At 50.4% G+C, this 26,605-nt stretch carries 29 protein-coding genes; all 29 read right to left on the bottom strand.

All coding sequences use genetic code 11. From position 1 onward, the window contains the following. Window positions 1-172: 172 nt before the first annotated feature. On the bottom strand, window positions 173-1,258 hold the full coding sequence (locus tag AC3Y23_RS04020) for a hypothetical protein (RefSeq protein ID WP_379195923.1): 1,086 nt from the start codon (window positions 1,256-1,258) through the stop codon (window positions 173-175). A 90-nt stretch (window positions 1,259-1,348) separates the two neighbouring features. Continuing rightward, on the bottom strand, window positions 1,349-1,936 hold the full coding sequence (locus AC3Y23_RS04015; protein WP_379195921.1) for a histidine phosphatase family protein: 588 nt from the start codon (window positions 1,934-1,936) through the stop codon (window positions 1,349-1,351). A gap of 144 nt (window positions 1,937-2,080) precedes the next feature. Beyond that, window positions 2,081-2,674 (bottom strand): anti-sigma factor family protein, encoded by a 594-nt coding sequence (locus tag AC3Y23_RS04010; protein WP_379195918.1) that lies wholly within the window; start codon window positions 2,672-2,674, stop codon window positions 2,081-2,083. Window positions 2,675-2,679: 5 nt separating this feature from the next. Continuing rightward, window positions 2,680-3,270 (bottom strand): RNA polymerase sigma factor, encoded by a 591-nt coding sequence (locus tag AC3Y23_RS04005; RefSeq protein WP_379195916.1) that lies wholly within the window; start codon window positions 3,268-3,270, stop codon window positions 2,680-2,682. 1,662 nt (window positions 3,271-4,932) lie between these two features. Further along, window positions 4,933-6,027, bottom strand: a complete 1,095-nt coding sequence (locus AC3Y23_RS04000; protein ID WP_379195914.1) for a prephenate dehydrogenase — start codon at window positions 6,025-6,027, stop codon at window positions 4,933-4,935. A gap of 48 nt (window positions 6,028-6,075) precedes the next feature. Beyond that, complete coding sequence (gene hisC / locus AC3Y23_RS03995) at window positions 6,076-7,173, bottom strand: histidinol-phosphate transaminase (protein WP_379195912.1); 1,098 nt, start codon at window positions 7,171-7,173, stop codon at window positions 6,076-6,078. A gap of 28 nt (window positions 7,174-7,201) precedes the next feature. Next, window positions 7,202-8,023 (bottom strand): tryptophan synthase subunit alpha, encoded by an 822-nt coding sequence (trpA, locus tag AC3Y23_RS03990; RefSeq protein WP_379195910.1) that lies wholly within the window; start codon window positions 8,021-8,023, stop codon window positions 7,202-7,204. After that, window positions 8,020-9,219, bottom strand: a complete 1,200-nt coding sequence (trpB, locus tag AC3Y23_RS03985; RefSeq protein WP_379195907.1) for a tryptophan synthase subunit beta — start codon at window positions 9,217-9,219, stop codon at window positions 8,020-8,022. The genes trpA and trpB overlap by 4 nt, the downstream gene beginning before the upstream one ends. Beyond that, window positions 9,216-9,896, bottom strand: a complete 681-nt coding sequence (locus tag AC3Y23_RS03980) for a phosphoribosylanthranilate isomerase (RefSeq protein WP_379195905.1) — start codon at window positions 9,894-9,896, stop codon at window positions 9,216-9,218. The genes trpB and AC3Y23_RS03980 overlap by 4 nt, the downstream gene beginning before the upstream one ends. After that, complete coding sequence (gene trpC, locus AC3Y23_RS03975) at window positions 9,889-10,719, bottom strand: indole-3-glycerol phosphate synthase TrpC (RefSeq protein WP_379195903.1); 831 nt, start codon at window positions 10,717-10,719, stop codon at window positions 9,889-9,891. The genes AC3Y23_RS03980 and trpC overlap by 8 nt, the downstream gene beginning before the upstream one ends. Next, complete coding sequence (trpD, locus tag AC3Y23_RS03970) at window positions 10,709-11,749, bottom strand: anthranilate phosphoribosyltransferase (RefSeq protein WP_379195901.1); 1,041 nt, start codon at window positions 11,747-11,749, stop codon at window positions 10,709-10,711. The genes trpC and trpD overlap by 11 nt, the downstream gene beginning before the upstream one ends. Before the next feature lie 33 nt (window positions 11,750-11,782). Continuing rightward, window positions 11,783-13,336 (bottom strand): anthranilate synthase component I, encoded by a 1,554-nt coding sequence (gene trpE, locus AC3Y23_RS03965; RefSeq protein ID WP_379195899.1) that lies wholly within the window; start codon window positions 13,334-13,336, stop codon window positions 11,783-11,785. Between the two features lie 331 nt (window positions 13,337-13,667). After that, window positions 13,668-14,042 carry a chorismate mutase gene (aroH, locus tag AC3Y23_RS03960; RefSeq protein WP_379195897.1) on the bottom strand — a complete coding sequence of 125 codons (375 nt, stop codon included), beginning with the start codon at window positions 14,040-14,042 and terminating at the stop codon, window positions 13,668-13,670. Further along, window positions 14,036-15,139: a 3-dehydroquinate synthase gene (gene aroB / locus AC3Y23_RS03955; protein WP_379195895.1), complete on the bottom strand. Its 1,104-nt coding sequence runs from the start codon at window positions 15,137-15,139 to the stop codon at window positions 14,036-14,038. The genes aroH and aroB overlap by 7 nt, the downstream gene beginning before the upstream one ends. 2 nt (window positions 15,140-15,141) lie before the next feature. Next, entirely contained in the window at window positions 15,142-16,311 is a 1,170-nt protein-coding gene (gene aroC / locus AC3Y23_RS03950; RefSeq protein ID WP_379195893.1) for a chorismate synthase, read from the bottom strand. A 190-nt stretch (window positions 16,312-16,501) separates the two neighbouring features. Next, the gene (locus AC3Y23_RS03945) at window positions 16,502-16,663 is read right to left on the bottom strand and encodes a hypothetical protein (protein ID WP_379195891.1); all 162 of its coding nucleotides are present in this window, start codon (window positions 16,661-16,663) and stop codon (window positions 16,502-16,504) included. A gap of 109 nt (window positions 16,664-16,772) precedes the next feature. Continuing rightward, window positions 16,773-17,576 (bottom strand): CheR family methyltransferase, encoded by an 804-nt coding sequence (locus tag AC3Y23_RS03940; RefSeq protein ID WP_379195889.1) that lies wholly within the window; start codon window positions 17,574-17,576, stop codon window positions 16,773-16,775. A gap of 26 nt (window positions 17,577-17,602) precedes the next feature. Beyond that, on the bottom strand, window positions 17,603-18,046 hold the full coding sequence (ndk, locus tag AC3Y23_RS03935) for a nucleoside-diphosphate kinase (RefSeq protein ID WP_379195887.1): 444 nt from the start codon (window positions 18,044-18,046) through the stop codon (window positions 17,603-17,605). 110 nt (window positions 18,047-18,156) lie between these two features. Then, window positions 18,157-19,125: a polyprenyl synthetase family protein gene (locus tag AC3Y23_RS03930; protein WP_379197084.1), complete on the bottom strand. Its 969-nt coding sequence runs from the start codon at window positions 19,123-19,125 to the stop codon at window positions 18,157-18,159. After that, a complete protein-coding gene (locus AC3Y23_RS03925; protein WP_379195885.1) occupies window positions 19,122-19,979 on the bottom strand; it encodes a menaquinone biosynthetic enzyme MqnA/MqnD family protein in 858 nt (285 codons plus the stop codon). The genes AC3Y23_RS03930 and AC3Y23_RS03925 overlap by 4 nt, the downstream gene beginning before the upstream one ends. Before the next feature lie 4 nt (window positions 19,980-19,983). After that, window positions 19,984-20,586, bottom strand: a complete 603-nt coding sequence (locus tag AC3Y23_RS03920) for a UbiX family flavin prenyltransferase (RefSeq protein ID WP_379195883.1) — start codon at window positions 20,584-20,586, stop codon at window positions 19,984-19,986. Further along, window positions 20,583-21,458: a UbiA-like polyprenyltransferase gene (locus AC3Y23_RS03915; RefSeq protein WP_379195881.1), complete on the bottom strand. Its 876-nt coding sequence runs from the start codon at window positions 21,456-21,458 to the stop codon at window positions 20,583-20,585. The genes AC3Y23_RS03920 and AC3Y23_RS03915 overlap by 4 nt, the downstream gene beginning before the upstream one ends. 1 nt (window position 21,459) lies before the next feature. Next, complete coding sequence (locus tag AC3Y23_RS03910) at window positions 21,460-22,206, bottom strand: demethylmenaquinone methyltransferase (protein WP_379195879.1); 747 nt, start codon at window positions 22,204-22,206, stop codon at window positions 21,460-21,462. Window positions 22,207-22,208: 2 nt separating this feature from the next. Then, window positions 22,209-23,078, bottom strand: a complete 870-nt coding sequence (locus AC3Y23_RS03905) for a heptaprenyl diphosphate synthase component 1 (protein WP_379195877.1) — start codon at window positions 23,076-23,078, stop codon at window positions 22,209-22,211. Window positions 23,079-23,192: 114 nt separating this feature from the next. Then, window positions 23,193-23,735 (bottom strand): hypothetical protein, encoded by a 543-nt coding sequence (locus AC3Y23_RS03900; protein WP_379195875.1) that lies wholly within the window; start codon window positions 23,733-23,735, stop codon window positions 23,193-23,195. A 143-nt stretch (window positions 23,736-23,878) separates the two neighbouring features. Next, entirely contained in the window at window positions 23,879-24,127 is a 249-nt protein-coding gene (mtrB, locus tag AC3Y23_RS03895) for a trp RNA-binding attenuation protein MtrB (protein WP_066363294.1), read from the bottom strand. Between the two features lie 113 nt (window positions 24,128-24,240). Further along, entirely contained in the window at window positions 24,241-24,513 is a 273-nt protein-coding gene (locus AC3Y23_RS03890) for an HU family DNA-binding protein (RefSeq protein ID WP_066363296.1), read from the bottom strand. A gap of 299 nt (window positions 24,514-24,812) precedes the next feature. Further along, entirely contained in the window at window positions 24,813-26,291 is a 1,479-nt protein-coding gene (gene spoIVA / locus AC3Y23_RS03885; RefSeq protein ID WP_379195872.1) for a stage IV sporulation protein A, read from the bottom strand. Between the two features lie 80 nt (window positions 26,292-26,371). Next, entirely contained in the window at window positions 26,372-26,605 is a 234-nt protein-coding gene (locus AC3Y23_RS03880) for a hypothetical protein (RefSeq protein WP_379195870.1), read from the bottom strand.

Below are 26,605 nucleotides of genomic sequence, written 5' to 3'. Positions count from 1 at the left end.
CTGTTTAAGAGATTCCGTGTGTTCGGTCCTTCTTTTGTTTTCGGTTACATTGAAGCCGGCTCCTACTTAAGCATATTCACCAATTCCAGCTCCGTTCAACATTATGTCTTCTACATCGCTGAATGTGTCTGTGCCTACCTCCCAGCTGTGTTCCTTCTGCTCTTCTCTTCTGCTACAAAAGCTTCTTGGGCGCCGCAGCCCGGGTTCCCCATGATGTCATCATGACAGCTGGCCCTTCCGAAGTCTCACCAAGCCTTAGCATTCCCAGATGTACCATCATCCGCAAAATCCGCCCTTCCATAATGGAAGTGGCATCATCATAGTAAAACGGCTTGACTAGCCAGCCTACTCCCTTGACCAGTGAAGGAACACTGACCCACCGGTCTGCACTGATACTGATCCAGTACACAAGTGAGGGCAGATTAGGTATGGCACCTTTATACAGTCTTAACCAAAAGGAGAATAACTGCATCAGGCTTTCACATTTTCCCGCTTCCAGCACCGCCACTCCTGCCGTGGTCAATCTTAGTTGGAAGCCTGCCTCAGAGATCCAGTGACGATGGCGGGCGTAATCATACAGCAGCGCCAACCTAGGCGGATAATGTTCGCCTGCCCTGCCGTATCCGAACCTCCATCCTCCCTTGTTCAGCAACGGCTCCGGGATATGAAGGGCGTTCATCACCCCCTGCTGGTAACGCTTGTAAAGCGCTCCTTCCTGATTTAGCTCCGGCTCGTTCTCCCCGATATACCGTAGGAACAACAGAAGGTCACTGTCCAGCATTTCACCTTCACTCCGGTACCCTTCAGGCTCGGGACTCCCCTCAACCTTCTCCAGAATGTGCTGGCCCATGGCTTCCCGGAAGCGTACCTTCAAGTCCCCGGGCATCTGGTATAAATACCGTGTCTGTTGTGAAGCACCGTTAAAGAGCCAGCCCCCATTTTTGAAGCGTGATACCAGTTCCCGGTAATTCCCTTGCTTTTCTGAAGGAGCATCAAATGATGCTTGCCTCGCTGCCGCCAACAAATCCTCTAGACTGAAGTGGCTGCGCCCATCGAACAACAGCGTGTTCAAGAAACGTAATTCTTGCGGACTGCTCCCCTGGATATAAGACTCCAGAAAATCCCGGCTTCCCAACGTAACCAAGATACTTTGGATCAAATCATGCTTAGAATTCTGCTTGCATTGGCATTGATAGCGTCCCGCAATGGCGGTTAGCTGACCAATATCTGCGTAAGTGAGCATATCCGCCAGATTCATGTTTTATCGCCTCACCGTTTTACTACCATTATGGGATTTAATGCCCTTTTTATTCCTTTTCACGCAAAAAAAATAACCCGAATGGTCGGGTTAACGCTGGTTTTGCAAGATATGACGCGAACAATTGTACAACAGCGGGTTCCAATCCTGTCCCTTCTTCTCTAGAATAGTCAGTGACAGGTTACCGATCCGTTCCACATATTTATCCTTATATAAAGCAATGTACAGTTGGGCCAAGAATCCGCCGTGTGAGATGACCAGAATGTTCTTGTCCGGATATCGAGCGGAAATATCTTTAATAAAATCAAGAGCACGCGCCTGTAACTGCTCATCCGTCTCCTGTCCTAGATCAAGCGTGTTCCAATCCTTACCCCACTTCGCTTCACGCTCCGCCGAAGTCAGTCCTTCTACCAGTCCGTAAGCCCGCTCCCTGATTCGTCCATCCCCTTCAAGCAGTGGAATGCCGAGCTTCCCGGCAACAATACTTCCGGTTTCTGAGGCTCGGGACAAATTGCTAGTGATACAATAATCCCAGTGATAAGGCTCCTGCAACAGTCGTTCTCCGAGCATGTCTGCCTGCATTTTCCCCTCATCATTCAGCGGAATATCAGTCTGTCCCTGTATTTTACCAGCCGCATTCCAATCTGTCAGCCCGTGCCGTACCAAGCCCAGTAGCATCCGTATCACCCTTTCCTTAATGTATTGCTTCTAAATGTACCACGGAAACAAGCAAAAGTCTTCTTTTTCAAAGAGCAGGGAGGAATTATGGAGTATGTTGCATAAAAACAAAAAGATCCTCTTTACAGATGTAAAGGGATCTCTTCATTGTCTGCGGTAGCGATTCAGACGGGTCAACGAGAATACTGACAGCCCGACACCAAGCATGGACAGCAGCATCCAATATTGCGGGTGTGTAGGTCCCATACTTACTACAAAAGGCTCAATAATTCCACCTTCGGAGGTCATTCCAGGATAAGTCGACTGCCAATCCATAGAAACGCCGGCAATGCCAGTCTCCACAATACCACTCTGCGCAGACATGGTATTACTCGGTGTCTTGAACAACGTAAAGTAAAGGAAGCTGCAAATAAACACCGCCAAAAAACAGGCAATCCAAAGGCTGATCCGGTGGCGAAAAATTGTGGAATTCCCTGCTGATTTGCCATCACCCGGCATAAGCCAAGGACTTTCCAGGTAAATTCGCTCCATAACCTTTGCATTTATTGCTTCTGCACGTTCGTCGCTCACTTCCTCTTGCAACTCATAAATCAACTGGCTACTCTCCTGCCACAACGCCCATTCGGCCGCGCAGTAAGGACAACTCTCGATATGCTTCTCAAGCAATTTGCGCTGTGGGTCGTTGCGGGGAGCGTCCCATAAAGAGGGGATACTTTCTTGCGCTTCCCTGCAGTCCATTGACCTTACATCCTCTCAACCTGCTCCTCATCGTAAACAGGCTCATAGAAATAGGATTCGAGTTGGAGCTTCACACTGCTCCTGGCACGGAACAATAATGATTTCACGGAGCTGACACTCTGATCGAGAATTACGGCAATTTCCTGATAGTCCATCTGATCGTATTCACGCAGAATCAGCGCGGATCGCTGCTTCTCAGGAAGATTGTTAATAGCTTCACGCACCAGGTTCATCCGTTCTTTGCGGAGTGCAGCCTGCTCCGGGGCCACCTCTAGTGGTGCTACAGGCGTATATCCACTCTCCTCGAGGGATACGTTACCTGCACGGTTCTTACGAAGTTCACTGAGCACCGTATTACGGGCGATCGTATATAACCAGGTCGAAAAAGATGCATCTACTTCCCGGAAGGAGTGCAAACTGCGGAACGCCTTGTAAAAGGTCTCCGAGCATAGATCCTCCGCGATCAGCTCCATATGGGAATTCTTCAGCATATGGTACACAAACGCCAAAATCTTGCGCTGGTAACGCCGCATCAATTCCGAATATAATTCTGTATTTCCTTGCTTGATTTGCTGGATCAACTGGGAATCCGTCATGGTGAGTTTCGGCCTCCTCGCCTTCCACGTCTTTCCCGTCCCGAGCACTACATATTATTACCGGGCAGGGCTTGAAAAGTTGCGGTGGTACTGAAAAAAATGAATTGCCTGACGAACAACACTTCTATGTATATTCACATACCCAAAGATTAAGGCATGTATCTGTTGCAGCACAGTAAAAAAATCCCGGCTACCGGACATTGACGACATCACGAAACTAGCAATCTCCAAAAATACTTTCCTATTGTACCACACATCTACATAGGATTACATTAATAGACTTGGCTTTGGGAAAAACGTCGCACTCTCACCTCCCATAATGCAAATAACAAAGATAGAAGATTAGTTTATTAAAGTTCACATAAATTGTTAGCTCGAAATCCTTAACGCCAAAAAACAATAATATCCCGCAGCAAGCAAATTATTCAAATAAAGTGTTGACAGAATGTAAACGGATACAATATAATAAAAGTACAGTATGGTTTCTCTCCACTCCTATCCAAAACTGCACGGTTCCAAATTTCTTTGTGAACTGTAACCGCTTATAATGTAAGCGGTCTTTTTTTTGTCTATTTTTAGTAAGGATTGGCATTGGGTTGTTGTTGTGACTGGTTGCTCGTGGTTACGTGGTTGGTGGTTGTGACTCATCGATCATGCTGCTGGCCCATCCCTGGTGGTTCACAGTTGGTGAATAATGACGCTTGTGCTTGTGACTCGTCGTTCCCGGTAGCTCACAGTTGGTGACTGGTCGCTCGTGGTTACGTGGTTGGTAAAATGATTACGCTTATCGCTTATCGCTTATCGCTTATTGCTTATTGCTTGTTGCTTATTGCTTGTTGCCTCTAGCTGGCGGCTTGTGATTTGCATTGTGGTCCAGTAACGGGATTTTCTCCCGTTATTTTGGGTGCTGCTTCCCTTTTGCTTTAAATAACAGGATTTTCTCCTGTTATTCAGCCTCCTATTTGGCAAAAAGCCAACAACGTCGCCTATTAACTGGAGTTTTTCCTGTTAATTTATCCAAAAGTGATCAAGAGGCAAATTTAACTGGAACTTTTCCTGTTATTAATCTTCATAGTGTGGTACACGGCAGTGTTGCAACAATTTTGAGCAGGAGGTTTTGAATACCAGATTTCATACAGCAGAATGAATACACCACAGCACACACACTAGTGTTCATAAACTAGAGTACACATCAGAGAAACTTATCAGGTTTACACATCCGGGTCCATAAACCAAAGTCGCTCAACTGAGATTGTTCCTTGAGTTTGCATATCAGGGTTCACACATCTGAGTTCGTACACCTGAGCTTCTCATTCCCGAATTCACACACCTGAGCTTCTCACATCCGAATTTACTCAACTGAGTCCACGCACTTGAGTTCGCACTCCAGAGTTCCTCTCCCGAGATCACACACCAGAATTCGCACATCAGAGCTCGCACACATGAGTTTTATATAGCAGAGTTTCACGTACCAGAGTTTCACCTACCAGAGTCTACACATACCAGAGTTACACATAGCAGAGTTTCACATACCAGAGTCTACGCATCACTCCAAGGTACACACATCAATGTTCCCTGCCACCAGAGCTCGCACACAAGTGTTTCATACACAGCGTTCCAGAGTTTTAATCGAAAAAAAGCCGGGGCATCACGCCCCGGCTTTTACACATATACCGTATAGTCTTTTTGCTGCAGCAGGATCTTGGCTCGCTCCATGTCCGTCTCCTGACGGAAGGACAGACGCATGATTCCGGGAACATCTTCCCGGCTCTCAATAATCTGCACGTTGCTGAGGTTGATGCCCTGATCGCCCAGTTCAGTCGCAATCCGTCCGATAATACCCGGATGGTCCGGAACATCAATATGAAGGTCGAACAACGGCGTGATCATGCCCTTACGCCGCTCCGGAAGCTGGCTGCGGAAACTGTTCGCTTCGTGGAAAGCCTGTTCAATCCCAGTTCCATCCCCAGCCTCCAGCAAGGTGATAAAAGCATCGACCTCCTGGTTCCAGTCCTTCAACAGGCGCAGCATCACGGAACGGTTGTTGAGCAGAATATCACGCCAGATCACGGGATCACTGGAAGCGATCCGTGTAATATCACGGAAGCCACCCGCAGCCAGTGTGCTGTAGAGCGAATCCTTATTGTCGTAGGCATGAATCTGGTTCACCAACGCTACAGCTATGATGTGCGGCAGATGGCTAATCGCACCAACGATCTCGTCGTGGTGCTCGGGGTCCAGCCTTACAATCTGTGCTTTCGTATGTAAAAGCAGAGATGATAGTGCATTATAGGCCTCCTCTGGTACATCAGGTGGAGGTGTTAGCACATAGTAGGCGTTCTCGAACAAGAGTGAAGAGGCTGCTTCCACCCCGGAACGCTCGGAGCCTGCCATCGGATGCCCACCAATAAAATGCACATCCGGCAAATCAAGCGTGAGCGCACATGCGGAGATGCTGGCTTTGGTGCTGCCAACATCCGTGATGATGCAGCCTGGCTTCAGCGGGAGCTTACTGAGCTGAATAAGATATTCCTCCAGCAGTCCTACAGGCACACATAAGAAAATAAAATCGGCATCAAGTGCCGCTTCCTCGACAGAAAGCGTGGCATGATCGACCACGCCTCTGCTAATGTATTTCTGAACGAGTTCAGGACGGTGGGCATGGCCTACAACGGTCAGGCCCTCCTTGCCTTTAAAGCAAAGGGCCAGAGAGCCTCCGATCAGACCGACACCGAATATTGCTATTTTTGTCGTCATGTTCTTTGAACTACCTGCCTTCTGTGATTTCAGTTCATTTGTATCCCGTTATGCCAGCACACCCTGCTCGGACAACACTGCTTCGAGTGCAGCGATTAGGGCTTTATTCTGCTCAGTGGAACCCACCGTAGCACGAATGTAAGTTGGATACACTTGATGACCTGCTCTGATGATGACCCCTTTGCGAAGTAACGCATCAAAGATCTCCGTCCCAGGCTTACGCACATCCACCATAATGAAATTACCATGCGCCGGGAAAGACTTCAGTCCAAGACGTTCAAACTCTCCTTGAAGCTGTACAATGCCCTCACGGTTAAGACGACGACATTCTTGTACATAGTCCTGATCCTGCAGAGCAGCCAACGCTGCTGCCTGAGAGACACGGGTCGTATTGAATGGCTCGCGCACTTTGTTGATCAACGAAATGATAGTCGGGCTGGCAACACCATAGCCAATCCGCAGGGCGGCCAATCCGTAGATTTTGGAGAAAGTACGCAGCACTACAAGGTTAGGGTAGGTACCAAGCAGCTTGATGCCGTCCGTGTAGGAGGGATCAGTTACATACTCACAGTAAGCCTCATCGAGCACAACCATAACATGTGCAGGCACGGCATCCAGGAATGCAAGCAGAGCATCATGCGCTACAATCGTTCCTGTAGGGTTATTTGGGTTACAGATCCAGATGATCTTGGTGCGGTCCGTAACACGGGCCAGGATACCGTCCAGATCATGCGTTCCGTCGATCAGCGGCACTTCGATTGTAATCGCGCTTTCGATGTCCGCATTGCTCTTATAGACAGAGAAGGTCTGATCAGCCATGATCGTCTCATCACCAGGCAAGAGGAATGCACGAGTGATCAATGCGATGATTTCGTCAGAGCCACAGCCAAAAATAATATTGTCATTCTTCACACCAAGATGAGCAGCCAGCGCAGTTGTCAATTCAACAGCCGACCCGTCCGGGTAAAGATACAGATTGTCCAGTTCCTTGATAATAGCGGCTTTCGCGCTTGGTGAAGCCCCGTAAGGATTCTCGTTCGAAGCCAGCTTGATAACTTCTTCTAAGCCAAGCTCTCTTTTAACATCTTCAATAGGTTTCCCTGGTTTGTAGACTGGCAAGTCTACGATATTCGGTTTAGGATTCATGAACCCTTCCTCGCTCTCCAAATTGTAGTTATGGTTTTAATTGTGCCACAAATTCGCGAATTTGCAACAGCCCCTCCTGGCGTGTGGAAGGGTTATCCAGTAGTGGAATCACATCCTCCACTTTGCGGACGATGGCACTCCCCACCACAACTCCGTCGCAAATCTTGGCGAAGCGAGCTACCTGCTCACCAGTCGAGATCCCAAATCCCACAGCAACCGGAAGATCTGTCGCTTGTCGTACGGATTGGATAAAGGCATCGACGCCTTCATGAAAAGAGGAGCGTTCCCCTGTAACGCCCAGCGAGGATACACAATACACGAAACCGCTGGCCCCATTCACGATTCGAGCAATACGCTCACTGGAGGTTGGAGCCACCAATGGTATGAGATTAATCCCGGCTTCACGACTGCGGTTGCGCATATCCTCCGCTTCCTCGATAGGCAGATCGGGAATAATCAGGCCACTGATTTCATAAGCGTTAAGCTCGGCAAAAAAGGTATCGAGGCCCATTTGCAGAACGGGATTGTAGTAGGTGAACAAAATGAACGGCAGCTGGCTGCCGGCTTGACGCGCTTTGAGCGCGGTCTCCATACAGATGCGGATATTAACCTGTCCGCGCAGTGCCCGTGTGGAGGCCCGCTGGATGACCGGACCGTCCGCAAGCGGATCGGAATATGGAACGCCCAGCTCCAAAATGTCGGCTCCTGCAGCTTCCAGCTCAGCGATAATGGCTAATGTCGTCTCCAGATCGGGGTCACCAACGGTAAGAAAAGGAATCAGCGCCGTACGTCCCTCTGCCTTCAGCTTCCGGAACACCAGATCCATCCGGTTCGTTGTTTCGGTTGTCATGCTTTTTCTGCCCCTTCCGTGTACGCCATTATCGATTCTACATCCTTATCGCCACGTCCAGACAAGCAGATGACCACGATATCATCCTTCGTCAGGGTCGGTGCAATCTTCACGGCCTGGGCAATGGCATGAGCCGACTCCAGGGCAGGAATGATGCCTTCCGTAACAGACAGCAGCTTCAGCGCATCCAGCGCTTCGGCATCGGTAATCGGCACATACTGCGCACGCTTAATATCCTTCAGATAGGAGTGCTCTGGTCCGACTCCCGGATAATCCAGACCTGCCGATATGGAGTGGGCTTCCTGCACCTGACCATATTCATCCTGTAGCAGATAGCTCATGGAGCCCTGGAAGACCCCTTGGGTTCCCTTGCTCATAGTAGCTGCATGATAAGGCGTGTCCACCCCTTTACCCGCTGCTTCAACACCGATCATTCCTACATTCTCATCTTTTACAAAAGGATAGAACATGCCAATGGCATTGCTGCCTCCTCCGACTGCCGCGATCAAGAGATCCGGCAGACGGCCTTCAGCCTCTAGAATCTGGCGGCGGGTCTCATCTCCAATCACTCGTTGGAAGTTACGAACCATCATCGGATATGGGTGCGGCCCTACTGCTGAACCCAGTACGTAGAACGTATCATCCACATGGCTGACCCAGTAGCGTAGTGCTTCGTTACCGGCATCTTTGAGCGTGCGTGTGCCAGAGGTTACGGGAATGACCTCTGCGCCGAGCAGCTTCATACGGAACACATTCAAGGCTTGGCGGCGAGTATCCTCTTCACCCATGAATACCTTGCACTCCATCCCGAGCAGCGCTGCCACAGTCGCGGTAGCAACACCATGCTGACCTGCGCCTGTCTCGGCGATCACCTTTGTTTTCCCCATCTTTTTGGCCAGAATCCCTTGACCGATAGCGTTGTTGATCTTATGCGCGCCGGTGTGGTTCAGGTCTTCCCGCTTCAGATAGATTTTCGCTTCACCCAGATGCTTGCTAAGGCGTTCCGCGTAATACAGCGGAGTCTCACGCCCGGAGTATTGCTTAAGCAGATAATCTATTTCTTCCTGAAAAGCAGGGTCTGCCGAATGCTTGCGGTAGGCTTCCTCCAGCTCAATCAGTGCGTTCATCAAAGTCTCGGGTACGAAGCGGCCCCCGAAAGAACCGAAACGTCCATGCTGGTCCGGTACCTGTGTCATGATTGCTTCACCCTTTCCACAAAAGCGGTCATTTTGATAATATCCTTGATGCCGTCGCTCTCTACACCACTGGAGACGTCTACGCCGTCTGGTGCGTATTGCTCCAGCAGTTCCCCAACATTGCCGGGATGAAGCCCGCCAGCGACAAACAGCGGCAATCCATGTGCAGCAGCTGCTTCACGGTAAGCCGGAATCAGTTCCCAGGCAAAGGTACGGCCGGAGCCTCCACTCTGCAGGGGATCATAGGTATCGAGCAGGAGCGCATCCACACTCCCTGCGTATAATTCAAGAGAAGCTGGACCCTTTCCGGCAGCAGCACTGTCTGTCTCCTGTACCGATAGTGCCTTCCATACCTGGGCTCCAGGAAAAGCAAGCTTCACCGCCTGGCAAAACTCCGGGCTCTCGTTTCCGTGCAGCTGAATGACATCCAGTTGCACATCATCAAGCAACGCTCTGAGCTCTGCCAGCTCAGGGTTGACAAAGACACCGGCAGCCTTGGGAATGCTGCCGGTCTTCCAATTCCGCAGCTCAGAGACCAGCTCTGCGGCTTTTTCCCGTGTCACGTTTCGACGACTGGGAGCAAAGACGAATCCGATATAATCCAAAGGCAAGCGCTCCATAGATTTTAGCACTTCAACGTCCTGAAGTCCACAGATTTTTACCTTTGTCTCAGCCATGACGGACACGGCCCTTTCCTTCGGGGAGAGGACCGAGCAAAATATTCACGGCAGTCTCTACATCCGGCTGGCGCATCAAGTACTCTCCGACCAACACACCCTGCGCCCCTGTTGTACCTAAATAGGCGATATCTGCAGGCCCGGCAATCCCGCTCTCGCTAATTATCGGCACACCCGCCGGGATTTCTCTGACCAGTTCCGCTGTGGTAGTAAGCGAAGTCTCGAACGTCCGCAGATTGCGATTATTAATCCCCAGCAGCACATGTGAGGCCGTTCCTTTTCCAGTATCCAATACAGTCGCAAGCTCGGTTCGATCATGCACCTCAATTAGCACATCGAGACCAAGACTACCGGCCGTATCTGTGAATGAAGCCAGCGCTGCCGGTGTAAGAATGGCCGCAATCAGCAGCACTGCATCCGCACCAAGCAGGCGGGCTTCATAGATTTGCTTCTCATCAATAATAAAATCCTTGCGCAGCAGCGGCAGTCCGACGGCTTCGCGAACCTGTTGCAGATACGCACCGCTACCTTGAAAATATTCCTTGTCCGTCAGCACGGATAAGCAATCCGCGCCTCCTGCTTCATAGCCCCTGGCAATGGCAACAGGGTCGAAATCGGCACGGATCAATCCCTTGGAGGGCGACGCCTTTTTCACTTCGGCGATCAATCCCATTCCTCTGTTCCTGCGGCTTACCAGGGCTTCACGGAAGCCTCTCGTTCCCGGCAATGCTGCAATATCACGTTCAGCCTGGGCTAGCGAAAAGCTGGCCGCCAGCGTCTCTACTTCTTTAATCTTGGTGGCAACAATTTTATCAAGATACATAGTTAAGCTCCTCCGTCATCGCTACAAGCTGTTTCAGCTTGGATAATGCCTGCCCCGAATCCACTACTGCCTTAGCTTTCTCTACGCCCCCGGCCAGCGTATCGGCAAGACCTGCTACATAGATACAGGCTCCCGCATTCGCCAGAACGATATCCCGATACGGGCTGACTTGGCCTTGCAGTACCGATGTAATAATTGCCGCATTCTCAGCTGCATCACCGCCCAGTACGTCTTCCAGTGGATGCATCGTGAGGCCCAGCTCCTGTGGTGTCACCTCATAGGTGCTCACTACACCGTTCTTCAGTTCTGACACCAATGTCGGTGCCGAGATACTGATCTCATCCAGACCATCCAGGCTGCTGACAACCATCGCTCGCTTGGAGCCAAGCTCCTTCAGGACAGTCGCTACAGTTGCTGTTTTGCTGCGGTCATAGATACCAAGAAGCTGGCGGTCCGCCCCGGCGGGGTTGGTCAACGGCCCCAGCATGTTGAATACTGTACGAACACCCAGCTCACGACGCGGTGCCGCAGCATGCCGCATGGAGGGATGATAGATCTGTGCGAACAGGAAGCAAATGCCGATGCTGTCCAGACATTGACGTGCCTGCTCGGCATTGAGATGGATATTAACACCCAGAGCCTCTAGCACATCAGCACTGCCCGCGCGCCCTGAGGCGGAACGGTTGCCGTGCTTGGCGACCCGTACCGACGCTGCTGCCGAAATAATCGCCGAGACTGTGGAAATGTTAAACTTATGAATACCGGAGCCGCCTGTGCCGCAAGTGTCTAGCAGGCGAGCGCTCTCTGTGGATACATGCGTACCGAATCCACGCATCGCTTCCGCGAACCCAGTAATTTCATCTACGGTCTCCCCTTTGATCCGCAGCGCGGTCAGCAGGGCGCCAATCTGCGCAGAAGATGCCTTGCCGTCCATAATCGCGCCCATAATGTCCCGCGCCTCGCTGCGGGAAAGATCCTTGCCTTCGATCAAACCGGCGAGTCCCGATTGTATCAATTTCGTTGCTTCCATGCTCTCTTCCTCCTGTTCAGTTGAATGATTCTATCAAGGGGTATATTCATACATGTAATCCTGATTGATTACCTGTTTCTCTTGGACCTGAGCCGGAAACATCGCTTCTGCCATCCGGATCGCCTTCAGCATACCTTTCGCCTTGTTCATTGTTTCTTCGTACTCCTTCTCGGGAACCGAATCCCACACAACCCCGGCCCCGGCCTGCACATAGGCTCTGCCTTCACGGAAAATAATTGTGCGAATTGTGATGCAGGAGTCCATGTTACCGGAAAATCCGAGATAACCTATAGCGCCTGCATAAGCCCCCCGCGCTTCCTGTTCCAGCTCTGCGATAATTTCCATCGCCCGCAGCTTCGGTGCACCGGAGACCGTGCCCGCTGGCAAGCAGGACAGGAAGGCATCGAAGAAATCCTTATCATCGGCCAATGTGCCTGACACCCCGGAGACCATATGCATGACATGTGAGTATTTCTCAATCTCCATGAATGAATCACATTTTACAGTGCCGAATTTTGAGACCCGGCCGAGATCGTTGCGTCCAAGATCGACGAGCATCAGGTGCTCGGCGCGCTCTTTTTCATCCTCCAGCAATTCAGCAGCCAGCGCACGGTCCGCAGCTTCATTCTGGCCTCTGGGACGAGTTCCGGCGATCGGCCGCGTCTCCACCCGGCTACCGTCTACTTTGACCAGCGCCTCTGGCGAGGTGCCGACGATGATCTCCTCATCCATTTTCAAATAATACATATAAGGTGAAGGGTTCAATGTTCTCAGTAGTCGATAGACATGAAGCGGTGAGACCTCAGTTTCAATATGCAGCCGTTGGGACAGCACCACTTGAAAAATATCCCCAGCCCGGATATATTCCTTAGCCTGCTCCACATTGTTCATATACTGTTCCTTCGTCAGATTCGAGTGGATATCCCCGAGCTCAATGTCTTCTGGAAGACTGCGTTTGTTGACGTTCTCCTTGGGCCCTTCTTTCTGTAATTCTTCGGCCATCTCCTCCAGCCCCGCACTAAGGGTCTCGTAATTGGCGCGAATGTCTGCATCGGTGTCGCCGTCCTTGATATGCAGATTGCCAATCAGCAGAAGCTGCTGCTTCACATGATCGAACACAATAATCCGGTCGCAAAACATAAAGCGGATATCATCCATCTTCAGATCATCGTTGGCATGTGGGGAGAGCTTCTCATAATATTGCAGCAGATCATATCCGAAGAATCCGATTGCGCCACCCGTAAACGGGGGCATCTCCGGCAGCTTGGGACTACGGTAGGAACGAAGTAGCGCCTTAAGCTCCTCTATAGGTTTACCTTTCAGGTGCTTTTTCTCGCCGCCAACCTCAACCTCGATCACTCCCTTTTTGCCAGAGATCAACAAGAACGGGTCGCTGCCAATGAAGGAATACCGGGCCCACTGGATGCCGCCTTCCACACTTTCAAGCAAAAATGCGTGGTCACGTGAAGCAAAACGCTGGAAGAGCCGGATCGGCGTCTCCATATCGGCAAGCAGCCGTTTTACAACAGGGATCAGATTATAGTCCCGCGACAGCGCCACTACTTGTTCAACACTCGGATTCGTCATTGGGTACCTCCTGAGGGAATGGTTGGTTTATAAAATCAAAAAAACCTCTACCGAAGTAGAGGTTTGTGTAAGTAAGTATATGAAATAAAGTATAGGACAAATCAGCAGCGCATTTGCAGAAATATCCTTAAATGGCTGCACTGAATACACTTCACCTGTAATCAGACAACTCAAAAAAAGAATCTTCCTCACTCTATGCTCTCAGCTAATCTCATCTAAAATCCTGTACTCAACTCAGCTATACTCATCTCAACTAAACTAAACTCTGCTATACTCGGCTAACTACACTATACATGATGACAGAGGTCACTGACAACCCCGAATCATGAATTTATGACTTGCTCTGTGCTAGGTCTGGACGAAGCTTGCGTGCTTCATTCAAATAAACATGATGAATCTCACGTTGTGTCTTCTCCGTATTAACCTGTACCATCAGGCGGATACATTGAGGCAGGCTGCCCTTGACAGGAATCTCAACGGCACACATCAGAGGCACCATTTCCCAGCCTTCTATCTCCCGAATGGCACGGGCCGGAAATGTAGCATCCAGGTCCTCAGTCATGGTTATCCAGACACTGCAAATATCCTCGGCAATAACATCATTGCGCTCTACGATCTCCCGCAACAGCACAACGGTCTCCCGCAGAATCTCTGCTTCTTCATTGCCCGTCACGGTTGTTGCTCCGCGAATTCCCCGGTTTACCACGGGCTTCCCTCCTTCTTGAGCTGTGCAATAACCTCGCGTACCAGCGATGCCTGCACATCATCAACAATACTGACCGCTCCGATCTCATCCGGTACGATAAAGGTCATTCGGCCTTCCTTGAATTTCTTATCATGCATCATGGCTTCCATCAGCTCGTCCTCACTGTACTCGGCAGGAAGAGTGACCGGAAGTCCAAGCGACGTCAGCATGGAGACCGTCTCATCATAGATGGATTGGTCACGTCCCAGCTTCACAGCCAGAAGTGCCGAACCTGCCATTCCAATGGCAATGGCTTCCCCATGCAGGAATACCCCATAGCCGCCAACCGCTTCAATCGCGTGACCGATTGTGTGGCCAAGGTTCAGAATGGCACGCAGACCCTGCTCACGTTCATCGGTTGACACGACCTGAGCCTTAATGGCACAGCCGCGTTCTAGCGCATAACCTAGAGCTTCAGGCTGCAGTGCCAGCAGTTCAGCCGCATGCTCCCGGCACCAGTAGGCAAAATCCTTATCCAGAATGAGGCCATGCTTCACTACTTCAGCGAGTCCGGAAGAGACTTGACGTGCCGGTAATGAAGCCAGCGTATCCAAATCATAGAGCACCATTGACGGCTGATAAAAAGCACCGATCATATTCTTCGCCAGCGGATGATTCACTGCCACCTTGCCGCCTACACTACTGTCATGCGCCAATATCGTAGTAGGAATCTGGAGGAAGCCAATTCCCCGCATATAGGTCGCAGCCACGAAGCCCGCCAAATCGCCAACAACACCACCACCCAGGGCCAGCACCGCCGAACGGCGGTCCAGCCCAGCCTGGATGGCTGTGGTCATGACTTCTTCATAGACCTTCAGCGACTTCGAAGCTTCACCCGCTTCAAATACATGGCTAACAACAGTGTAGCCATAATTCCGCAGAGCAGCTTCCAATGCCGGAAGGTAGCGCGGGGCTACTTCCGAATCGCTGACGATCAGCAGCGGGCTGCGAACCGGGAATCCGGCCTCCGTACATCGCTCGCCAATCTCCACCAGCAAGCCGCTGCCGATATGAATCGGATAAGAACGTTCACCCAATTCCACCCTGATGCTACGCATGACTAGTAACGCTCCAGTTGGGCGAGATAGTTGTCGTAGTTGACTTTGATTTCTTCCATGGAATCTCCACCGAATTTGTCAAGGAAGCCTTTCGCAATTTCCCAAGCTACAACGTTCTCCAGAACTACACATGCCGCCGGTACTGCGCAAGCATCCGAACGTTCTACTTGAGCCGTGAATGGCTCCTTCGTATCAATATCCACGCTTTGCAGTGGTTTATAGAGAGTAGGGATCGGCTTCATCACGCCGCGGACCACTACTGGCATACCGTTGGTCATACCACCTTCAAAACCGCCCAGACGATTGCTCGACCGGTAGTAGCCTTTGGACGCCTCGTAAGCAATCTCGTCATGAACCTGCGAACCGCGCAGCTTGCCTGCTTCAAAGCCGATGCCGATCTCTACGCCCTTGAACGCATTAATGGACATTACCGCTCCGGCAATGGCACCATCCAGCTTGCGATCGGATTGAACATGACTACCTAGTCCGATAGGAAGACCTTCAACAATACACTCGACGATGCCTCCAATGGAGTCGCCTTCTTCCTTGATCTTGTCTATGTAGGACTCCATTTTTTGTTCTGTCTCTTTATCCACAACTCTTACAGAGGATTCCTCTGTACGGGCGATCAATTCATCGATTGGCAGATCGTTCGCAGGCGCTTCAATCTCGCCGATTCGAATAACCTGTCCAGCAATTTTCACGCCAAACGCGGCCAGAAACTGTCTAGCCACCGCACCGCAGGCTACTCTTGCTGCCGTCTCGCGTGCGCTGGAGCGCTCCAGTACATTACGTAGGTCAGTATGGTTATACTTCAGACCACCGTTAAGATCCGCATGACCTGGACGTGGGCGATTCACCCGGCGTTTCTCTTCGTCGTTGCCCGGAATCGGCTCGATGTTCATGATATTTCTCCAGTGTGTCCAGTCCTTATTCTCTACAACGAGCGCAACTGGAGCACCTGTGGTGTAACCATGACGTACACCCCCGACAATATTGGCGGTATCTTTCTCAATTTGCATCCGTCGGCCACGACCATATCCTTTTTGACGGCGCTGCAACTGGAAATTCAACTCTTCAAAATTCAGTGTAAGATTGCTTGGCAATCCCTCAATAATGGCAGTAAGCTGGGGGCCGTGCGTTTCCCCCGCTGTTAAATAGCGTAAACTCATGCTGCGTTCCCCCTTCACACTTTTAAACTGTAAACCGCTAAAATGTTGATGATCTTTGCTCATTATAGTATAGGGAATCCGCTTTGACAAGGAAGTCAGTTCATTGCAGAGATCCCTTCTGGAAGTTAAAAAGCGCCGCCTACACCCTTTTGGGTATAAACGGCGCCGCTCTGGGCCCGGGTGATGGTGATCAACTGCCGACACGCCGTCTGGCCGTAGGCAGGACTTTTTGGTCCGCTTCCAGCTGCAGCAGGGTCTTAAGCTGCACATCATCCATGCCGAGAATCTGCCCGCACTCACGAACGGTAATGAAACCGCGCCGATAGGCGGCAATAACCTTACTTTTGTCCATCAATTAAACGACCTTTCGCTTCGTACTCAGATTGCTGTCTAAGATCCAGTATCGCTGGAACCCGTGCAAAGTATACGTGCAGGCTGTTTAAAAGATGAAAAAGAAGGCTTTATTTTTTCCGGTAGAAGAACGTTTCCGTCGTTTCAAAGCCATACTGTCCCGGAGTGAAGATCTGTTCCGTGCTGCCGACAAAAAGATATCCGCCGGGACGAAGGCTTTGAGCGAATTTGTGATACAGCTTATGCTTCGCTTCCTCCGTGAAATAGATCATCACATTGCGGCAAATAATGAGGTCGAACCCGTCATCGAACTTGTCCAGCAGCAAATTCTGCTTGCGGAAATCAACATGCTTTTTCAGAGAATCGCTGACTTTGAGAACCGGACCTTCTGGTGCAAAGTAACGGTCCGCCACATCCTTCGGCACATCCTTGATGGAACGCTCCAGATACAGGCCCTGCTTCGCCTTCGCCAAGGCACCGTCATCAATGTCTGTAGCCAGAATACCGGTCTGCCCTAGAATGCCTTTATCGGACAATATCATCGCCAGCGTATACGGTTCTTCCCCGGTCGAACAGGCAGCGCTCCACAGCTTCAACCTGCGGCTGGAACGCTCCAGTTCCGGCAAGATAGTATCCCGTAGCACTTCCCAGCGATTGGGGTTACGCCAAAATTCCGATACATTAATTGTCATTCGATCCAGAAATTCATAGAATAAGGCCTTATCCTTCAGCATCGCCGCATAGAAATCGGTGAAGCTTCTATAATTATTCTTCATCCGCAACGTCGTCAGACGACGCTTCATCTGCGCTTCTTTATACTGAGCCAGATCAATACCTGTGCTCTGTTTGACGTTATGAATAAACCCGAGATAATCCGGGTCTGTTGTTACTGTTTGATTGTCAATATCAGACATTGTATCTCCTGCCTCCCGCCCGAAACTTACATCCAGACTGCGATGTCTTTGTTATACTGCACCAACTCTTCGGGAGCAAAGAAATTGGCGATTTCCCGTTCCGCACTTTCCGGCGAATCGGAGCCATGAATCAGGTTAAGCGGGGTGTGGCTGGCAAAATCGCCGCGAATCGTACCCGGCAGCGCCTCCCCTACTTTGGTCTTACCGATGAGCAGACGGCTGAGTGCAATCACATCATCGCCTTCCCAGACCATAGCAAATACAGGACCAGACGTAATGAAGCCCACCAGCTCATGGAAAAAATCCTTGCCTTCATGCTCTGCGTAATGTCTCTTGGCCTGCTCTTCCGTAACTTGAATCAGCTTGGCAGCTACCAGCTTAAAGCCCTTGTCTTCCAGACGGGCTACAATTCGCCCGATCAATCCGCGCTGAACACCGTCCGGCTTAATCATCAGATATGTTTTTTCCATGGGTCACTCTCCATTTTCCTATACATAGGATGGGTGTTTATGAGAATTTAAGGAAGTATATACTTTCTGATATTAGCAGAAACTTGGGCTTATGTGAACGCTTAAATCATTTAATAAGCTCGACCTGTTACGAAAAAAGCAATATCGCGGAGACTCCGCTTGGTTTTGTTATTCGGCAGTGCTTCAAGCGCAGCCAGCGCCTTCTCAATATAACGGGAAGCCAGCTCCTCGGCCCTGCTAATCCCCTCTCCTGACAGGATCAGGTCAATGGCACGGCCTACCCCGCTATGTCCTTTGCGAATGGCATCCAGTTCCTCCAGCAGCGGGAGCCGCAAGCGCTCATCCTCCAGGCTGTATATGACAGGAAGAGTGATGTTGCCCTGTCGCATATCACTGCCCGGCGGCTTCCCGATTTGTTTCTCCGTTCCGGAAAGATCGAGCAGATCATCACGGATCTGAAACGCCATGCCGACGTTGTAGCCGTAATTGTAGAGCAGCCGCGCTACTTCTGGCTCCGCATCTGCGGCAAGCGCACCAAGCTGGCAGCTGATCGCAATCAGCAGTGCTGTCTTCCGGCGGATACGCCGTAGATAATGGCGGACACTCTGCCCGCTGTTAAAAAAATCGCGGATCTGCTCCATCTCTCCGATAGACATTTCCACCATCGCTTTGGATAAAATCTCATGAATGCGTGGATTCTTCAGTTCCGTTGTCATCACAAGGGCCTTGGCATAGATATAATCCCCTGTGTACATGGCGATTTTCTCATCCCACTTGGCTTTGACCGTCGGCTCGCCGCGGCGCAGTTCGGCATCATCTATGACATCATCATGGACCAGTGAAGCGCTGTGAATCAGCTCCAGGGGCACGGCCACACGCTTAAGCTTCTCCAGGTCATAAGTTCCGAATTTGCCTCCCATGAGTACAAAGACAGGGCGCAGACGTTTGCCCCCAGCCTTCAGCAGATGCAACGAGGTCTCGGTCAGCAGTTCGTCGTCACCCTGCACACTGCGGTATAGCTCTTTTTCAATCTGGTCCATATCTTTATTAAGCATGCCAAATATTTGCAGTCTTTTCATTCCTTCACCCGTGTCAGCAGATTGTGGCTCCAAAGCTCCATCTTCACTTCCTGCGGCAGCAGGCCCATTTCATAGGCATAGCGGAAATAGAGGTTCAAACCTTCCTGCTGCCTTTCTTCAAAGTCATAACACAAATTGCGGAAGTATCCGTACCAGTAAGCCTCCGTACCGCCAACCGCACGTATGGCCTCAGACACGATGGGCGCAAGATCACGCACCCCGCGCCGTTTGCTCTCAGCAAAGGCTTCTGCGATTTCCGCGACCGCATCGAATTTGTTACGCGCCGCATCCCGGTTCACCGCCCAGACTGCAAAGGTCATGCCAAGTCCGGTCCACTTTTTCCAGAACTCACCGAGATCGGTCACCAGATACCCTTCATTCTGCCAGGAAGCCTTGATGGCATTGTCTCCGATCAAGAGACAGGCATCAGCCTGCTCCATCATTGCGTCCAAATCAGGTTCTGCACTTATGTACTGTGGACTTCCTCCAATCGCTTTCTGCATAATAATCTTCAGCAGATTGACCGAAGTTGCCGATGTGTTGGTAACCGCTATAGTTCCGTGCCCGATCTCTTCCAGCGGCTTTCTGGAGAACAGGAGAATGGACCTTACAGGACCATTGGAGCTAACTGACAAATCAGGCAATAGCAGCAGACGATCACTAGCCTCTGCGTAGGCGAAGGAAGATAGAGCGCCGACATGGATGCTCCCCTCACTCATACCCTGGTTCAGCACGGCCGGTACCTCACTGACCATTACTGCAGGATGTTTCAGGGAAGAAGGATGAAAGTTGTGAAAGACCGGCCATGAGTTGGTATAGCTTATTTTTCCAATTACAGTAGCACTGTTGCTCATCTCTTTACTCCCCCCATCTACGAAATAGCTGATGTTCAATATTCAGGCTGTCCAGTACCTTGCCCACCATAAAATTAATCAGATCGTCCATGCTTTGCGGACCATGATAAAATGCCGGCATGGCCGGAATGATGCGAACGCCCAAGCGAGCCAGCTTCAGCATATTTTCAAGATGTATCGCATGCAGCGGCGTCTCGCGTGGCACCAGCACCAGCGGGCGTCCTTCCTTCAGCATGACATCTGCCGCACGACTCATCAAGTTATCAGAAGCGCCATTCGCTACTGCAGAAAGTGTTCCCATAGAGCACGGCATAATAATCATGCCCTCTACACGAAAAGAGCCGCTGGCGATTGAAGCCCCAATATCAGCAACCGGGTGATAATGCAGAGAACCGGGATGGCCTTTGAACGTGTCGTTCAAAAAGCCTTCCCGGTCTGAGACGGCGAAGCCCAGCTCCTCCTTGAAGACACGCCAGCCTGCTGTACTTACTACAAGATGCACGGCATGCCCCATGGACAGCAGAGTTTCCGTCAGGCGAACGCCGTATATCGCGCCGCTCGCCCCTGTAATGCCCACAACAAAACTTTTAGGTGTAGAAGTAATCATTTATAGTATTGCACCACCAGGTCAATCAATGTGAATGAGAAAACAACGATACTAAGCACACCGTTCATGGTGAAGAAGGCAGTCTGCAAACGACTTAAGTCATTTGGAGTAACAATATAGTGCTCATAGAACAGAATGATGTACGCAATAATCATTCCCGCTGCATACCACCAGCTCAAATTGGCCATGAATAGCAAGGATATAAAACCAATACTGGTTAAAATATGAAATACGCGAGCAATAACCAGCGCCTTAGCCACGCCAAACCGCACAGGAATGGAATGTAAGCCTTCCTTCGTGTCAAACTCCACATCCTGACAGGCGTAGATAACATCAAACCCTGCTAACCAGAATACGATCGTGAAGTAGAACACCATGGCCGTAAGATCCACCGTTCCGGTTACTGCCACCCAGCCGCCTAGTGGAGCTAGCGCCACTGTCAGGCCAAGAATAAGGTGACAAGCCCAGGTAAAACGTTTGGTAAAAGAATAAAAAACAAGAAAAAAGACGGCTATCGGTAATAACTTCATCGACAGCGGATTCAGCTTAAATGCAGCCCAGAAGAGCAAGAAGAACGAAAAAGCGATAAAGATGACGACTTCTCCAATCTTGAGTAACCCTGCCGGGATGGCTCGTCCAGCTGTACGTGGGTTCTTGGCGTCACTGACCCGGTCAATTAACCGGTTTAAACCCATAGCCGCGCTTCTCGCGCCAAACATGGCCACAACAACCCAGCCAATCTGCGCCCAGGACGGCAGCGTACCAAACATAACCACCGAACCGAGTAATGCGCCCATAAATGCGAAGGGCAAAGCAAAAACAGTATGTTCAAACTTGATCATTTGCAAAAAGATGCCGATTTTCTTAAACATCTCACTTCTCCTTGAGCCCAATGTGTAGTGCCGCGATGCCTCCGGTCAAGGGGAAGGATTCCACTTTGTTCAGTCCGGTTTCACGGAAAATAGCAGCTAACTGCTCCCGGTCAGGGAACAGAGCCAATGATTCGGGTAGCCATCTGTACTGCTCATAGCGCTTCGCAAACAGCTTGCCCATTAAAGGAAGAATTTGTTTGAAATAAAAATAATAAATACCTTTGAAAGGCTGTGTCATCGGCTTGGACAGCTCAAGACATACCACCATGCCGCCCGGCTTCACCACGCGCTGCATCTCTTTCAAGACTTGCACAGGATCAGGCACATTGCGGAGACCAAAGCCGATTGTTGCATAATCAAAAGAATTATCGCCGAACGGCAGCTCCATCGCATTGCCCTCGACCAGCGAAATACGGTCCTGTAGGCCCCGTGCCTCCACTTTACGGCGACCTACCTCAAGCATGCTGGCACTAAAGTCCAGCCCCATAACTGAACCTGTCTCGCTCTTCTCAGCAAGAGCGATGCTCCAGTCACAGGTGCCGCAGCAAAGATCCACAGCGGTATCTCCGTGACGCATTGCCATTTTCTTCATGGCAAATTTCCGCCACGATTTGTGGCGCCGGAAGCTTATGATATCATTCATGACATCATATTTGCCTGCAATGCTCTCAAACACGGAATGTACAAACTGCTCTTTAGGTTTGACTCCGTCTACATGGACGGATGTCGTTGTTTTCTCCATAGTCATCATTACCCCTCCACGGCTGCTTGTCCCGGAATTTCCATCTGCAGCAGGAAGCCATTCAGCAAGGTATTAAGTTCCGTCAGAAGCTCCTCATCCTTCACTCCCTGCAGCAGCCCCTGTATGGACTGAATGCATTGATGCAGCTTGTCCGTCAGCAGGGAATCACATTTATACTTCATCATCAGCTTCTTCCAATCCTTCAGCTCGAGTTCCCTTTCGCGCAACAACCACTGCTCCTCTTCAGATCCCAGCTCCAGCATCTTCCAGTAACTGTAGCTATCCACCGCCTGAGAGAGATCATTGCTGCGGCGCAGTTCCATAGCCAGCGCCTCACACAGACTGATTTCTGCGAGCAGATTCTCCCACAAACCGGCCAGTGCGGAATCGATCTTGGGAGTAAAAGAAAGAAACAGCACCATATTGAGCTGTACCTTGTACCGCAAATATTCATCAGCAGTAAGCTGCATGCCCTTCATCTTTCTGTAAAGCTGGGCTTTTGTGACATTGAAATCAGCAATGGCAGTACTCAGTGTACCGATAAGTGCCACCTCACCGCGTCTTGACAGCAAATGGTAGAACCAGCTGCTGAAATAATCGCCTGCCAGCACTTTCAATTGCCGGGAGCGCATGAAATCGCCTCCGGGATCATTCTCCGACCGATCAATTCCCTCATGGGTATCAAGACCAAGCTGTGCCAGTGCGGTGACCAGCGTGTACAGCTCACTGCCCTGTCCTTCAGCAGAGGAGCCCTGGTTCAGAAAAATATATAACAAATGACTCCGGCCATCCGAAAACGGCGGCAATTCCGTGTGCCGCTGAATCATGTCGTAGTCAGTGTAGGGTGTAGCCAGTTGCGGTATGCGGTACGGTTTCATTTTAGCCTCCGAAGCCATTGACGTTAATACAATATCTTTGCTCACAATCTTGTCTATTATATCACATGTTTTTTTATGACGCACGATAAGGCGTCCTAGTTTCTTTTACCCAGGTCAGGGAGAAATGAACTGGTTTTTCCACAGGTCGCTTTCGCTAATCCTGAAACTGCTTATAAGGTGTCCCGAGAGGGGATGATTTCCCGTGTTCAAAAGCTCTCTTTGCAGTTCTCCCGACCATTCCTGCCGGCGAATATCTCCGGCCAGCAGTAATCTGCGGGTCTGGGTCCACTTATCTTCGGCAACAATACGCAGCAGCAACTGTTTCACGTTAGACGTGTCCTGAATGGCAAAAGCAATCGCCTGGGCCATATTGCGGTACAGCTCCTCTGGCTCATGATCATTGCCTGTTACCATCAGATCAAGCGACAACACCCCGTTCTCCCAACCAACACTGCCAATGGATAATGTCAGAGGAAGCGCTCCTATGGCATCCACAAGATTAGTGTCGTCCAGCACATTATGGCTGCCTTCACTGAAGGTCTCAACCGCTCCGCGCTCCTGCCGGAGTGATAATTCCAGCTCTGCAAACTGCGGCAATAGTATAGCCGAGCCCGCCGTCAACAGCAGCAAGGCCCCGATCCACCAAGTCCGATTCATAGTTACGCCCCCCTTCTTATCCATCGTTTCCGCCGCATTGTCTATTTATACGAAAAGACATACTGAATCAATTTCATGATGCGGACTTATGAAATGATTCATACTTACTTATATTTCGAAAAAAAGCAGGCTATGCCTGCTTTTCAGCTCTCGCTCTCCAGTTGTCCGTGTTTACTCCAAATTTCGGCTTTTCCGCGGATTTTCATCGCTGAGGTATGATCGGTAAACTGGGCGATCAGCACCTCGCCTTTATCCAGCTTTTCTGTATGGTGAAACCGTGTGTCCAGACCGCGTGTCAATCCGATTACCTGCACTCCGTTTTCCTTAGCCTTGATCACGATGTAGTCGCTTCCTGAAGGAAGCGGGTTCCCGCCGCTCTTGTTCTCCGTCATCTCTGATCCTCCTCTGAACCTATTAATCTGTCCTTAGACTGTCTCAAAAACAAATGCCGCCTGGGAGGGCGGCATCGTGTTTGTCGAAAAATCGGGTCGATATGTAGAAATCTTTATTTGATTCCGTCTTTAAGAGCTTTACCCGGTTTGAACGCTGGGACCTTGCTAGAAGGAATTTCGATTTCTTCACCAGTTTGCGGGTTACGGCCTTTACGTGCAGAACGCTCGCGCACTTCAAAGTTTCCGAATCCAACCAGTTGAACTTTGTCACCGTTTTGCAGAGCTTCCGCGATGGCTTCAAATACAGCATCTACCGCTTTGGTAGCATCTTTCTTGGGAAGTTCAGTTGCTTCAGTAACAACATTGATCAAATCAGATTTATTCATATCTTTTCACCTCCCTATAGTAAATTTCCGGTATCATTCACTCTTTCCGTTTCAACGCAAAATATACGTGATAATCCCGTTTATTAAAGTACAATGGCGCCCTTAGACCCTAAAAGCGCAACAAACTTATAGTAATACAGCCCATCCATAATTTCAAGGCGTTACTTAAAAAAGGAGCAGAAAGTATCAGCCGCAATGGCGAACCTGCATGATTTTCAGGTCCTATGCTAACATAAAAACAGCTGCAGCTAGCAAAAAAAGAGCAGGAAGGCTCCTGCTCTTTCATTGTGTCTATTTGGTTAAAGAATGATCGCAATCAATCCACCCGAGCCTTCGTTAATGATCCGGCCCAGCGTTTCCTGAAGCTTGTAACGGGCGTTATCCGGCATCATAGCGATCTTACCCTGAATGCCCTCACGGACGATGGAGTGTAGTGACCGTCCGAAGATATCCGACTCCCAGATCTTGATCGGATCGTTCTCGAAGTCCTGCATCAAATAGCGGACCAGCTCTTCACTCTGCTTCTCCGTTCCGATAATCGGCGAGAATTCCGACTCAACATCGACGCGGATCATATGAATGGATGGTGCTGTGGCTTTCAGCCGGACCCCGAAGCGCGAGCCCTGACGAATCAGCTCCGGCTCATCCAGAGCCATTTCAGCCAGCGATGGTGCGGCTATGCCGTAGCCTGTGGTCTTGACCATCTCCAGCGCTTCGGAGAAGCGATCATACTCGCGCTTGGCATGTGAGAACTCCTGCATAAGCTGGAGCAGATGATCCTTGCCGCGAATTTCAACCCCGACCACTTCCACCAGAACTTGATCGTACAGCTCTTCCGGGGCAAACAGGTCAATCTCGGCTACCCCCTGCCCCATGTTCATCCCACTGAGACCGGCTCTTTCGATAAAATCATATTCAGTGAACTGGGAGACCAGCCGATCAACATCGCGCAGACGACGAATGTCTTTGACCGTATCGCGAACCGAATTCTCATAGCTGCTGCGCAGCCAGTGGTTCTCGCCAAGGACCATCACCCAGCTCGGCAAATTCACATTCACTTCATGCACAGGGAATTCATAGAGTACTTCACGTAGAACTCCGGTCACATCATCCTCGGACATGTTGGCTGCACTTAGGGTCATGACTGGAATATCGTATTTGAGAGCAAGTTCACTGCGAAGCTGCTGAGTTTCCTCACTGCGTGGCCGGGTAGAGTTGATAACAAGCACAAAAGGCTTGCCTACCTCCTTCAATTCGGCAATGACGCGTTCTTCTGAATCCACATAGGAGACGCGGGGAATTTCTGCGATAGTGCCATCGGTAGTGACGACAACCCCCAGTGTGGAATGCTCTTGAATGACTTTGCGAGTTCCGATCTCTGCCGCTTCCTGGAACGGAATCGGTTCTTCGAACCAAGGTGTCGAGATCATGCGCGGACCATTCTCATCCTCGTAACCTTTGGCCCCATCAACCGCATAACCGACACAATCGACCAGCCGAACGTTTACCTCCAGCCCTTCCGCGACCTTAATTTGCACCGCATTGTTGGGGACGAATTTCGGTTCTGTTGTCATAATTGTTTTGCCGGCCGCACTTTGCGGAAGCTCATCCACAGCTCTTACTCGATCCGCTTCACTCGTGATGTTAGGCAAGACGATAGTCTCCATGAAGCGCTTAATAAATGTTGATTTACCCGTGCGGACCGCGCCGACGACGCCAAGATAAATATCTCCGCCGGTTCGCTCGGCAATGTCCTTGAAAATATCCACTTTTTCCAAAAGAGATCCCCTCCTCATATACTTCCGAAGAAAAAATGCCTGCAGAGCATCGACTTCGCGTTCCGCCGGTGATCATGACCCTAAGGCAGGACACTAACCGGACCTTCGTATGCCCGCTCGTAGCTTAGCCGCTTGGCGATACGGAACGTACGGTCCCGCGCTAAACTCCGAATGCTCGGACATGCATTTGGACTAGTATCATCATATGTATCCGGTACGGATTTATGACCTGCTTTCGCGCAATTCGTATAAAAATCATAAGAGGAGCCTGCGCTTAGGTTGCGGGCCGGCCAAACGCCCGGAAGCTTTCTCAT

Source organism: Paenibacillus sp. MAHUQ-45 (genome assembly GCF_058133325.1).
The sequence above is the reverse complement of the archived record's forward strand: the minus strand, read 5'-3'. Positions and strand labels throughout refer to the sequence as shown.

Excerpts from the sequence above, each read along its gene's own strand:
- AC3Y23_RS04020 (WP_379195923.1), bottom strand. The coding sequence starts at position 1,258 with ATGAATCTGGCGGATATGCTCACTTACGCAGATATTGGTCAGCTAACC.
- AC3Y23_RS04015 (WP_379195921.1), bottom strand. The coding sequence starts at position 1,936 with ATGCTACTGGGCTTGGTACGGCACGGGCTGACAGATTGGAATGCGGCT.
- AC3Y23_RS04010 (WP_379195918.1), bottom strand. The coding sequence starts at position 2,674 with ATGGACTGCAGGGAAGCGCAAGAAAGTATCCCCTCTTTATGGGACGCT.
- AC3Y23_RS04005 (WP_379195916.1), bottom strand. The coding sequence starts at position 3,270 with ATGACGGATTCCCAGTTGATCCAGCAAATCAAGCAAGGAAATACAGAA.
- AC3Y23_RS04000 (WP_379195914.1), bottom strand. The coding sequence starts at position 6,027 with ATGACGACAAAAATAGCAATATTCGGTGTCGGTCTGATCGGAGGCTCT.
- hisC (WP_379195912.1), bottom strand. The coding sequence starts at position 7,173 with ATGAATCCTAAACCGAATATCGTAGACTTGCCAGTCTACAAACCAGGG.
- trpA (WP_379195910.1), bottom strand. The coding sequence starts at position 8,023 with ATGACAACCGAAACAACGAACCGGATGGATCTGGTGTTCCGGAAGCTG.
- trpB (WP_379195907.1), bottom strand. The coding sequence starts at position 9,219 with ATGACACAGGTACCGGACCAGCATGGACGTTTCGGTTCTTTCGGGGGC.
- AC3Y23_RS03980 (WP_379195905.1), bottom strand. The coding sequence starts at position 9,896 with ATGGCTGAGACAAAGGTAAAAATCTGTGGACTTCAGGACGTTGAAGTG.
- trpC (WP_379195903.1), bottom strand. The coding sequence starts at position 10,719 with ATGTATCTTGATAAAATTGTTGCCACCAAGATTAAAGAAGTAGAGACG.
- trpD (WP_379195901.1), bottom strand. The coding sequence starts at position 11,749 with ATGGAAGCAACGAAATTGATACAATCGGGACTCGCCGGTTTGATCGAA.
- trpE (WP_379195899.1), bottom strand. The coding sequence starts at position 13,336 with ATGACGAATCCGAGTGTTGAACAAGTAGTGGCGCTGTCGCGGGACTAT.
- aroB (WP_379195895.1), bottom strand. The coding sequence starts at position 15,139 with ATGCGTAGCATCAGGGTGGAATTGGGTGAACGTTCTTATCCGATTCAT.
- aroC (WP_379195893.1), bottom strand. The coding sequence starts at position 16,311 with ATGAGTTTACGCTATTTAACAGCGGGGGAAACGCACGGCCCCCAGCTT.
- AC3Y23_RS03945 (WP_379195891.1), bottom strand. The coding sequence starts at position 16,663 with ATGGACAAAAGTAAGGTTATTGCCGCCTATCGGCGCGGTTTCATTACC.
- AC3Y23_RS03940 (WP_379195889.1), bottom strand. The coding sequence starts at position 17,576 with ATGTCTGATATTGACAATCAAACAGTAACAACAGACCCGGATTATCTC.
- ndk (WP_379195887.1), bottom strand. The coding sequence starts at position 18,046 with ATGGAAAAAACATATCTGATGATTAAGCCGGACGGTGTTCAGCGCGGA.
- AC3Y23_RS03930 (WP_379197084.1), bottom strand. The coding sequence starts at position 19,125 with ATGAAAAGACTGCAAATATTTGGCATGCTTAATAAAGATATGGACCAG.
- AC3Y23_RS03925 (WP_379195885.1), bottom strand. The coding sequence starts at position 19,979 with ATGAGCAACAGTGCTACTGTAATTGGAAAAATAAGCTATACCAACTCA.
- AC3Y23_RS03920 (WP_379195883.1), bottom strand. The coding sequence starts at position 20,586 with ATGATTACTTCTACACCTAAAAGTTTTGTTGTGGGCATTACAGGGGCG.
- AC3Y23_RS03915 (WP_379195881.1), bottom strand. The coding sequence starts at position 21,458 with ATGTTTAAGAAAATCGGCATCTTTTTGCAAATGATCAAGTTTGAACAT.
- AC3Y23_RS03910 (WP_379195879.1), bottom strand. The coding sequence starts at position 22,206 with ATGACTATGGAGAAAACAACGACATCCGTCCATGTAGACGGAGTCAAA.
- AC3Y23_RS03905 (WP_379195877.1), bottom strand. The coding sequence starts at position 23,078 with ATGAAACCGTACCGCATACCGCAACTGGCTACACCCTACACTGACTAC.
- AC3Y23_RS03900 (WP_379195875.1), bottom strand. The coding sequence starts at position 23,735 with ATGAATCGGACTTGGTGGATCGGGGCCTTGCTGCTGTTGACGGCGGGC.
- mtrB (WP_066363294.1), bottom strand. The coding sequence starts at position 24,127 with ATGACGGAGAACAAGAGCGGCGGGAACCCGCTTCCTTCAGGAAGCGAC.
- AC3Y23_RS03890 (WP_066363296.1), bottom strand. The coding sequence starts at position 24,513 with ATGAATAAATCTGATTTGATCAATGTTGTTACTGAAGCAACTGAACTT.
- AC3Y23_RS03880 (WP_379195870.1), bottom strand. The coding sequence starts at position 26,605 with ATGAGAAAGCTTCCGGGCGTTTGGCCGGCCCGCAACCTAAGCGCAGGC.